Below are 11043 nucleotides of genomic sequence, written 5' to 3'. Positions count from 1 at the left end.
GGGAAGTATCAAAAAAATGGACCATGCCCATTAGAAACTGGGGCATGATCCTAAATCAGTTTTTAACTATTTTTGATAAAAGAGTGAGAATCTAACTTTTAATTTGATCCCCCGATTTTTAAGTTTACACACTTAGTGAAATAGTCCCTTTTTATCGTTATTTGTTATCCTTTTCAGGATTATTATTAGGATTATTCGGCTTACCAGAGCGGTGTTTGTGCCGTGGTGAACGCCTGTCTTGCCGCGGCGCTTGTCCGGGTTGTTGTCCGCCGGCCTGTTCGGGTTGTTGCCCGCCTGGCTTAGGACCTTGTTGTTGTGGCGGCCTCGGGCCCTGCTGTTGCCGTGGTCCCTGTTCAGGACGTTCTGCACGTTCGGGGCGAGGTTGTTGATCACGACCTTGTTTAGGCTGATTGCCACCTTGCTGCCGTTGTTGCTGCGGGCGGTTCTCAGGTTTAGGTTTACGATCGGGTTGTTGGCGATTGTCTGGCCGCTGCCCAGCTTTAGGCGCTTGTTCCGTTCTCGGTTGACCTGCAGTTGCAGCCTGGCCTTGTTTCTGTTCGCCGGATTTTTGTTGTTTTTGCTTGTCTTTGTCTTTCTGTTTCCGCTTTTGAGCAGTTTTTTCGAGAGATTTCAGACTGATTAAGCCTACCACATCTGCGTATCCGAGGTCCGCTTCTTTTGGTTTGGCGGTAACCACTTCTACTGGTTTCAGGTCGTCCGGTTTAATACCTTGCCTGTTCAGCAGACGTATTTCCTTTGCCCGGGTAATGGTAAGCGGATATTGTTTGTTACTGCCTTCGTAGGAGTACCACATGAGGCTTTTGAAGATATCCCTTTTTTGCAGGTGGGCTACGCCGCCGGCAGTTTCAATGTTATCAGCATCTTCGGGGAAGTCTTTCAGCGCATCGAGGTAAGTATCCAGTTCGTAGTTCAGGCAGCATTTCAAACGACCACACTGTCCGGATAACTTCGCCTGGTTGATAGACAGGTTTTGGTAACGGGCAGCGGTAGTATTCACGCTTTTGAAATCAGACAACCACGTGGAGCAGCATAACTCCCTGCCGCAGCTGCCGATGCCTCCTACTTTTCCGGCTTCCTGGCGGGCGCCTATCTGACGCATTTCCACCTTGGCCCTGAATTCTGAGGCATATACTTTAATTAACTCTCTAAAATCAACGCGATCATCTGCGGTGTAGAAGAAGGTGGCTTTCCGGCCATCGGCCTGTATTTCCACTTCAGCGAGTTTCATTTCAAGTCCGAGATTGCGGGCTAATGCTCTTGATTTAATGAGCGCCTCTTTCTCGCGTGACTTGTTGTCACTCATACGTTGCAGGTCGTCGTTAGTTGAACGGCGTAGAATTTTTTTTACTTCGGGTGTATCTTCCGCGCGTCGCTTTTTCATTTGTAGTTTTACCAGTTCGCCAGTCAGGCTTACTGTGCCAACGTCAAATCCGCTTACCCCTTCCACTGTTACCATTTCACCCTTATCAAAGAGTTGTTTGGTCACATTTCGGAAAAAGTCTTTGCGGCTGCCGTTGTTAAAACTTACTTCTATAATGTCAAATGGTGCTAAGCTATCACCAAGGGGAATATTGGACAACCAGTCAAATACATTCAGTCTGTTACAACCTCCTGTGCTGCATCCTCCATTACTCTTGCATCCTGACGGCTTCCCATCCACACCCGTACCACATCCGGCACAAGCCATATTATTAATTAGTTTAAATTTTATAAATAAGCATTTCAGGTTATTCCAGTTCTTCAAAATACGTTTTTCCTTTCAGAAAAACAAAAGGCCGGAAGCAACAAAGATAGGGAAAAGCAGCTGATAAGCCCTTTGGGATATCCGTGGTAGTTACATAACTGGTAAAGGTTTCTTTTTAAATATATATTGAAGCTTGATGGACAGGGCATGAAATAGCATCTTTCCGTTCGCGTTCCGTTCAATATAATAACTGGCATTGTTCAGTTCATCCGTAATTTCCTGCATTTGCTCCAGGTTGGCCAATTTAGCCAGTTTGGCAGCAAAGTCCATTTCTTCCGGAGAAAAAGCCAATTGGCTTTTATCCAGGTATTGTAACCGGAGCGTATGTTCCATCAGGTTAATGAAGTAACGTAGGAACTGTTTTTGGTTTTCCCGCCCGGTTTTGGCGCTGGAAATGCCTTCTATCCATTCCTGCAGAGCTACCCGGTTACCGGTAAATAAATGATTGAGCCAGTTACGAAGCAGTTCGTGATAGTCATCTTCCGAGTGCTGCAGCAGGTACAAGGCTTCCCGGTAGTTGCCGGCAGTCAGGGTGGCAATTTGCTGAGCTTTGGCCGCAGGTACACTGCTCCTTTCCTGGAGTGCGGTAACCATATCAGCTTTTGCCAGCGGATTTATTTTAATAAGATGTGTTCTTGATAAGATGGTAGCTAATATCTGTTCCTGATTTTCAGCAATGAGAATAAAAAGCGTGTTTTGGGGTGGCTCCTCAATTAGCTTTAACAGACGGTTACCTTCATTGCCCAGGTATTCAGGCATCCACATCACAAGGATTTTATACCCGCTTTCAAAACTTTTCAGGTTTAACTTATGAATAATATCCTGACACTCGGTAGCGGTAATATTACCCTGCTTGTTTTCAGCACCTATAAATTGTAGCCAGTCGTACGCATTACCATACGGTTGTGACACCACAAACTCCCGCCACTCGCTGATATAATCCGTACTGATAGGCTTATCGCCCGATTTGCGGGGAATAACGGGGTAGGAGTAATGAATATCCGGATGAATAAATTGGGAAGCTTTGGTACAGGCCGCACATTGCCCACAGGCATCCTGATCCCGTTTGTTTTCGCAAACAAGGTACTGGGTAAAGGCCAGTCCTAACGGAAGACCACCCGCTCCTTCAGGAGCGAGGAGTATCATGGCATGACTAAGCCGGTTATGCTGAACAGATTGAATGAGCTGTTGCTTTACCTCTGCCTGTCCTATAATCTCAGAAAATAGCATGGGCGCAAGATAATGAAAAGGGGCTAATCCCCATTATTACAACGATACATAACAGGCATTCTCAAACGAGCCCCGGCCCGTCACTGTTCGGCTGTTAGCCATAAAAAAGAAGCTTCCGGAAATCGTTTGTGTTTTGGTATTTATCTTACTGATGATAATCTGCGAAGTATCTGTAGTGATCAAATCAAAGTTACCATTGGTATTAGCAAAAGATACAACCACCAACCCTTTTCCCGGGGCTCCGGGATGGGGAAAGTAGAAGGTATCCCGGTGAAGACTGTCGTTCTTCATCGCATTTTCATCATACATCCCGTCTGTGAGATTGAACGCTATTTTAACAGAATCTGAAGCTGTTTCTATGTTCAGCAGTTTCAACCCACCACTATCTGTTGTTGAGCGGAATATAATGCCACTGGAAAAATGCATGACATTGACATGGGGGCCAATGGTAGTTGTCATTATCAACCCCGGACAGGAAAGGGATGGATCATCAATCGAGTTCTGACAAGCGTTGGCAAATAGGAAGATGCTGGCAAAGGCTATTAATAGCCCGATGCTTTTAGTAGGGGTAAGTTGGTGCTTCATGTAATACAGTTGCGCAATTATGAATAAAAAAGCAGCCCACCTACGTTAACGTATATACGCTAACGTAGGTAGCTGTAAAAAGCTTTTAATACACAAAGTTGGCAACAGGACGATAAAACGGCGGCTATTACTTTTCTATAGCAGCAATGACTTCTGGTGAATCTGGTTGCGTTTTAGGAGAAAATACCGCTACCAGGTTACCTTTTTCATCCAGCAAATATTTCTGGAAATTCCAGGTAACTTCAGCTGGTTCAAAATGTTTGGCTTTACTTTCTTCAAGCAGCCATTTATACAGTGGATGTATATCAGCTCCTTTTACAGAAACTTTAGCGGCCATTGGAAAAGTTACTGCATATTTTTTAGTGCAGAACTCCTGTATTTCCTTGTTGCTACCTGGTTCCTGAGAACCGAAGTTGTTAGCCGGAAAACCAATAATCACCAATTTATTTTGGTATTTCTTATAAAGTTTTTCGAGTCCTTCATATTGTGGTGTATTTCCACAGAGAGAGGCCGTGTTAACGATTAAGACTTTCTTTCCTTTGTATTTGGAGAAGTCTATTTTTCCGCCGTCAACAGCGTCTACTTTGAAGTCGTATAGATGAGAAGAGGCAAAAAGCATCACCATTGATAGTATTGCTAGCTTGAACATATAGACGTTTTTTAAAAAGACTGATTAAAATTATCAGCGATAGGCTGGTATCTGTAAAGTTAACATTCCCCGTTTAAAAAAAATGAAGTTTTTCTTATTTCCAGGCAAATGCAACGCAACACACACTCACCCTGGCTCCGGCTTGTTGAAGGGCGGAGCAGCAGGCTTCGGTGGTGGCGCCGGTAGTGATTACGTCATCGATCAGCAATACATGTGCGTCTGCGGGGAGATGGGCATTGACTTTAAAGGCAGAGGATACATTTTGCCATCGGTCTGTTCTTCCTTTCCTGGTTTGTGTGGAGGTAAACTGCTGCCGGGAAAGTATGGTTGGTTGCACGGATATGGGGATGATCTGTGCAATACCATTGGCCAGCACGGTGGCCTGGTTGTATCCCCTCATTTTTTCTTTGCGGGGAAACAAGGGTACCGGTACCAGCATATCAACATCAGCGATCCAGGAACTTTCGCGGAGTTGGTAGCCGGTTTGCCTGCCCAGCCAGGCAGCAATATCGCGACGTTGCCGGTATTTGAAAAGATGGATGAGTTGCTGTATTCCGGACGACTGACTGTAGTAATACGTGGCAGTAGCTTGCTGTATGTTTACACGGCCGTTGAATACGTTTGCTACCGGATTCCGGGGGTAGCGGTGAAAATGGGTGAGCGGTAATGCCTGGATACAACGTAGGCATAAGAGTTCATCTGTTTCGGGTAAATCCGTGCCGCATAGCTCACAGCAATGCGGATAAAACAGATGAACCAGTGGGGATAACAAACTGGTTAACATGAAATGGTTTTAAAAGTAGAATATAGCTGTTGTTAAAATAATCGTTGGTATACTTCTTCCACTCTTCCTACAGCAATTACTTCAATATGGAATTTACTGAAATCAATGCCTTTTTTGTTGTAACGGGAGATAAATATTTTTTCGAAGCCCAGTTTTTCTGCTTCAGCAATCCTTTGCTCAATGCGGTTAACAGCCCTTATTTCTCCGCTCAGTCCTACTTCTCCCGAAAAACAAATCTTCGGTGGAATGGCATTATCCTCATAAGAGGAGAGCAGTGCACATAATACCGCCAGGTCAATGGCGGGATCTTCCACGCGGATACCTCCGGCAATATTGAGGAATACATCTTTTACGCCGAAATGGAATCCGCCTCGTTTTTCCAGTACGGCCAGCAGTAGTTGCAACCGGCGGAGATCAAATCCGGTAGCGGTACGTTGTGGGGTACCATAAACGGATTGGGTAACGAGTGCCTGTACTTCCACCAGGAGTGGCCGCATGCCTTCCATGGTAGCAGATATAGCTACGCCGCTGAGCAGGTCTTCCCGTTGTGAGATGAGAATTTCAGAGGGGTTGGTCACCTGACGGAGTCCTGTGCCGGTCATTTCGTATATGCCAAGTTCGGCAGTAGAGCCAAAGCGGTTCTTGATGGTGCGCAGGATACGATAGGCATAATGTTGATCTCCTTCAAACTGTAATACCGTATCCACCATGTGTTCCAGCACTTTCGGGCCGGCAATGGAACCATCTTTTGTGATATGTCCGATCAGGAATACGGGGGTGTTACTTTCTTTGGCGAAGCGCTGTAATTCTGCAGTCGTTTCCCTGATTTGTGATACGCTGCCGGGTGCTGATTCTATGAAAGGAGAGTGTAGCGTTTGAATAGAATCTACAATGACCAGCTGTGGCTGTAATTTCTTTATTTCCTGGAAAATTGTCTGTGTAGAGGTTTCGGTAAGCAGATAAAATTGCTCGTTGGAATTTTGTATGCGGTCTGCACGCATTTTAATCTGTTGCTCGCTTTCTTCACCGCTGATGTAAAGTGTTTTAATATGCTTCAGTTGTAGTGCGTTTTGCAGAAAGAGGGTAGATTTTCCGATACCAGGTTCTCCACCTACCAATACCAGCGAACCAGCCACTATACCGCCTCCCAGCACGCGGTTTAACTCGTTGTCGGGCGTTAATATTCTTTCTTCTTCCCGTGTAACTACTTCAGCGAGATTGATGATTTTATGTGTGCGGGTAGTAGCAGTGTCGTTGTTTTTCCAGTCTTGTTGCTTCTGTGGAATATCTTTTTGTACTCTCTCTTCAACAAACGTATTCCATTCTCCGCAACTCGGACATTTTCCATTCCATTTCGCTGATTCGTATCCACAATTCTGACAGAAAAAAGCAGTTCTTATTTTACTCATAATTTTTTTAAAACAGGATGCATACAAAGTAAATGGTTTTATACTTATTGCATCAAAATCATAAAAAGAGAAGCGATAAAAAGAGGGGAAAAAGGTATAAAAAGAGAAAAGAGCCAAACGGAAGATTCCGCTGACTCTTTCTACTTACTAACCCATTAAATTCAGGTCTAAATTACAAAATGGCTTCAGAATAAAAAAGTTTATTTAATTGATGTGAATAACTTTTGAGGAATCTGTCAGATCTAACAAAGTGGCTGCCATCGCTTGTTTCAGCGCTTGTTTTTATCCAATATTACTTTCATTGGAGGCTCGTAAAATGTTGATAAATAGGGTTGATGTTGATGATTTTTGCATATGAAAAAGTGCTAATAAGAGACATTTTTTTAAATGACAAACAGACGCTTTTTTCGTTAAAAAAATAATTTTTACGCCAAAGTGGCAGTGTTAAATTTATAATTTTTAGACAAAAGGAAGGGATGGCAGACAAGTGCTAAATAAACCTTAAAAGGGAGGATCTGGTGAGATATTTGCGCCCCTCTTTCCACCAAATTTAATCTGATATGACACCTGGAATCATGTTTTTATCGCTGATTTTTGTGGGGATCAGCTTGCTGGTAAGCTATGTACTCAAAAGTAAGTTCCAGGCTTACAGCCAAATACCCACTTCTTCCGGATTGACTGGTAAGCAAATTGCTGATAAGATGCTGAAAGACAATCAGATATATGATGTGCAGGTCCGGGAAACGGAAGGTTTCCTGTCCGACCACTATAACCCGGCCGACAAAACCGTGAACCTGAGCCCGGATGTATACAATGGCGCCAATGTAGCCGCCGCGGCAGTGGCCGCCCATGAATGCGGGCATGCCGTACAACACGCCGCCGCTTACCCCTTCCTGGGACTCCGCTCTAAACTGGTGCCTGCTGTACAAGTCAGCTCCAGTATCGTTTCATGGGTATTGCTGGGCGGTATCCTGCTCGTAAATGTCTTCCCACAACTGCTCCTTGGGGGTATTATCCTTTTCGGAATTACAACCTTATTTGCCCTCGTAACCCTGCCGGTGGAGTTTGATGCTTCCCGCCGTGCCTTAGCCTGGTTAGACAATAGTCAGATAATGAGAACGGCTGAGCATGACAAAGCAAAAAATGCCCTCTGGTGGGCTGCCATGACTTATGTAGTGGCAGCATTGGCTTCCGTAGCTACGCTGTTTCAATACATTCTTATTTATATGGGCGCCCGGAATAGAGATTAAACGTATATAATATATATTAAGTAATGGCCCGTCGCCGCTTTTAGCGGAGGCGGGCTATCTTTTTTTAATCAAGTCGAAAACTCTTCGTTAACATTTTGTTAAGAGAATTAAAAAAAATCATATTTTTAATCTCTGAATGTGAATTCAGCCAAATTTTTAGTGATCCGCTGCTTGTCTGATATACTACTTATGCACTGTCGGTGTTTTTGCTTATTGATAAGGCCTAAAAGTACCCTATCAACCAATGTTTATTAAACCGCTAATACTTCAAATCTAAACTAAGAGCCATGTTGCGATTCTACTCGATGGTGGGCTTGTTGATGCTCCTATGCACATTAACATTTGCCCAGTCAAAACAAATTACTGGTAGGGTAACCGACCAGAAAGATGGTACCGGCCTGCCGGGCGTTACGGTAAAGGTAAAAGGTACCAATACTGGAACATTAACCTCCGCCGACGGGGTTTATAAATTGGAAGTTCCTGAAAAAGGGGCTGCACTGGTATTTTCTTTTGTGGGATACACTGACCAGGAAATAGCAGTAGGCAATCAGAAAGCAATCAATGTAAGCTTAACTACAGGCAATAAAGACCTCTCAGAAGTAGTAGTTGTGGGTTATGGTACCCAAAACAAACGTGATCTGACGGGTGCTGTGAGCAAAATTGCGGCTAAGGAAATAGAAAATCAGCCGGTAGTAAGCTTTGAATCTGCGATTCAGGGTAAAACACCTGGTGTGGTAATCGAGTCCGGTAGTGGTAAAGTTGGACAGGGTATTAAAGTACGTATCCGTGGTACGTCCTCCATTTCTGCCAATAGCCAACCACTATATGTAGTAGATGGGATGCCCGTAAACTCCACCAGCCAGACAGATGTAAACAACGACCCTACTAACCCGATGGCAGATATCAACCCTAATGATATTGAATCTATTGAAGTCCTGAAAGATGCGGCTGCCACAGCAATCTACGGTGCCCGTGGTTCCAATGGTGTAATCCTGGTTACCACAAAAAAAGGCAGAATTGGTGAAAGAACTAAAATAGAGCTTAATGCCAGCACAGGATGGGGAAAGCCTACAACCAAAAGAGGTTTTTTGAATGCTAAAGATTATGTAACCCTCCTTCACGAAAGAGCGACGAATGATGGTAAAACCGCATTTGCAAATGGAGATGTCTATACAGATGACGGATTGCCATTCCCCACTGAAGCCGCAGCAATCGCTTACTTCATGGGTGAAGTAGATGGACAAATGTCTTATCTGGCGTTGGGTAAAGATTTTAATAATCTTGGCTATAGTACTGACTGGGAAAAAGCGCAGTTTAGAAATCCAGCACATTCGCAACAATTAGATTTGTCTGCCTCCGGAGGTACTGAAAAAACGAAATTTTATGTTTCAGGCTTTTACAACAGCCAGGAGGCAATCGTGATCAATAACAAATTTGTTCGTTACGGTGGTCGTTTAAACCTGGAGCATACTGCATCAGATAAGATATCTTTTGGCATGAACCTGAACGTAAGCCGTTCGCAGCTGGATCGTGTAAGTAATGACAACATTTTCTCAACACCCAGTCAGTTGGTAGCGCAATCTCCATTGTCGCCATTGCGTGATTCAACTGGTGCGATCAACAACAATACGCTTTATCCAAACGGCTTGTATGATGCGCAATTCAACTCTAACAGGCAGGTTACTTTTCGTACTTTAGGTAATGTATTCCTGAATTATAAAATACTGCCAATATTGACATTCCGTTCAGAACTGGGTACTGATATCTCCAGTCTTACAGAAGATCAGTACATCGGTGTCAAAGCATCTGACGCTTTGGGAACAGGTGGAGCATCATCTAATTATTTACAGAACGTTTCACTAAATACAAATAACTATTTTACGCTCACTCCTAAGTTTGGGGAAAACCATAACCTGAGTGCGACTGTTGGTATGAGTTATCTGCAGAATGATTTTTCTACAACAGAGGTGAATGGCGAATTGTTTCCATCAGATATCATCAAAAAATTGGTGGCAGCAGCTTCCATTACTTTTGGAAGGTCTACCGCACAGCGTTATACCTTCCTATCTTATTTTGGAAGAGCTAACTATAGCTATAAAGAGAAATATCTGGCGTCTGTAAGCTTGCGTTCAGATGGATCTTCCCGTTTTGGTCCTAACAACCGCTATGGTTTGTTCCCTGCTGCATCATTGGGATGGGTTGCATCTCAGGAAGATTTTCTTAAAGGCAATAAAACATTGAACTTCCTGAAGCTTCGTGTGAGCTATGGTACAACAGGTAATGCTGAGATTGACGAAAATAGATTCTTAACATTACTGCAACCAACTTCTTATCCTCAGTTGCCCGGATATCGTCCATACCAAATGGGTAACCCGGATCTGAAATGGGAGAAGACAAAGCAATTCGATGTTGGGCTGGAATTCGGTTTGTTTGATAACCGTTTGAGTGGAGAAGTGGATTACTACAATAAGCAAACATCTGATTTGTTGTTGAAGGCCAACCTTCCATATAGCACTGGTTATGACTTCCAATACCTGAATATTGGTAATATGGAAAATAAGGGTGTGGAAATACTGCTGAATAGTATCAATATCAACAGCCGTAATTTCAAATGGAATACCTCACTGAATGTGTCGTATAATAAAAACCGTGTAAAGGATATCAGAGGACAAATCATTGAGTCAGATAATAAAGAACAAAGAGCCGTAGAAGGACAGCCTATTGGTGTGTTCTATATGCCAAAATTTGCAGGAGTAGACCCTAAAACGGGAGATGCTTTATATCTTGATGCTGACGGCAAAACTACTTCAGACTTCTCTAAGGCACAAAGAATGGTGGTTGGTAAATCTAATCCGGATTGGACAGGTGGTTTAACAAATACAATCACCGCTTACGGATTTGACCTGAGTGCATTTTTCTCATTTGTACAAGGCAACAGTATCTTTAACCGCGCAGGTGTTTACCAGGATAACGGATTTGCAGGTGGCTTTGATAACCAATTATCAGATGTTTTACACAGATGGCAGAAACCTGGTGATATTACTAATGTTCCACGCTTATCTTATTATTATTCTGATGGTGGTTCAGGAGTTGCTAACAGCCGTTGGATATATGATGGATCATACATTCGCCTGAAATCATTGACACTTGGTTACACATTGCCAAAGAAAGTTGTCAATACACTGAAAATCTCAAGTTTACGTGTATACGTGGCCGGTTATAATCTGTGGACAAAAACCAAATACTTTGGTGATCCTGAAATTAACTCCGATGTGCTGGGCAATATTGCTGGTGGTATTGACTATTACACTATACCACAAGCCAAACAGGTTACAGTGGGATTAAATGTTAAGTTTTAATTTTAAATAGGT

General features: G+C 43.4%; 8 protein-coding genes. 2 read left to right on the top strand and 6 right to left on the bottom strand.

The features are described from left to right. Window positions 1-157 precede the first annotated feature (157 nt). The 6 genes from AC1DFM_RS14505 to radA all read right to left on the bottom strand — a co-directional run bounded on the left by AC1DFM_RS14505 (window position 158) and on the right by radA (window position 6422). Window positions 158-1708 carry a PSP1 domain-containing protein gene (locus AC1DFM_RS14505; protein ID WP_477077448.1) on the bottom strand — a complete coding sequence of 517 codons (1551 nt, stop codon included), beginning with the start codon at window positions 1706-1708 and terminating at the stop codon, window positions 158-160. A 147-nt stretch (window positions 1709-1855) separates the two neighbouring features. Then, window positions 1856-2995 carry a DNA polymerase III subunit gene (locus AC1DFM_RS14500; protein WP_477077447.1) on the bottom strand — a complete coding sequence of 380 codons (1140 nt, stop codon included), beginning with the start codon at window positions 2993-2995 and terminating at the stop codon, window positions 1856-1858. Between the two features lie 36 nt (window positions 2996-3031). Beyond that, entirely contained in the window at window positions 3032-3580 is a 549-nt protein-coding gene (locus AC1DFM_RS14495) for a hypothetical protein (protein ID WP_477077446.1), read from the bottom strand. 127 nt (window positions 3581-3707) lie between these two features. Then, window positions 3708-4229 (bottom strand): glutathione peroxidase, encoded by a 522-nt coding sequence (locus AC1DFM_RS14490; RefSeq protein ID WP_477077445.1) that lies wholly within the window; start codon window positions 4227-4229, stop codon window positions 3708-3710. 94 nt (window positions 4230-4323) lie between these two features. Then, window positions 4324-5013 (bottom strand): ComF family protein, encoded by a 690-nt coding sequence (locus AC1DFM_RS14485; RefSeq protein ID WP_477077444.1) that lies wholly within the window; start codon window positions 5011-5013, stop codon window positions 4324-4326. A 32-nt stretch (window positions 5014-5045) separates the two neighbouring features. Beyond that, window positions 5046-6422 (bottom strand): DNA repair protein RadA, encoded by a 1377-nt coding sequence (gene radA, locus AC1DFM_RS14480; RefSeq protein ID WP_477077443.1) that lies wholly within the window; start codon window positions 6420-6422, stop codon window positions 5046-5048. A gap of 560 nt (window positions 6423-6982) precedes the next feature. On the opposite strand from radA, the gene AC1DFM_RS14475 reads away from it, so the two are divergent. After that, window positions 6983-7672 carry a zinc metallopeptidase gene (locus AC1DFM_RS14475; RefSeq protein WP_477077442.1) on the top strand — a complete coding sequence of 230 codons (690 nt, stop codon included), beginning with the start codon at window positions 6983-6985 and terminating at the stop codon, window positions 7670-7672. Window positions 7673-7959: 287 nt separating this feature from the next. Further along, complete coding sequence (locus AC1DFM_RS14470; RefSeq protein WP_477077441.1) at window positions 7960-11031, top strand: SusC/RagA family TonB-linked outer membrane protein; 3072 nt, start codon at window positions 7960-7962, stop codon at window positions 11029-11031. The last annotated feature ends 12 nt before the right edge of the window (window positions 11032-11043 follow it).

The organism is Chitinophaga sp. 05T412 (genome assembly GCF_056396465.1).
The sequence above is the reverse complement of the archived record's forward strand: the minus strand, read 5'-3'. Positions and strand labels throughout refer to the sequence as shown.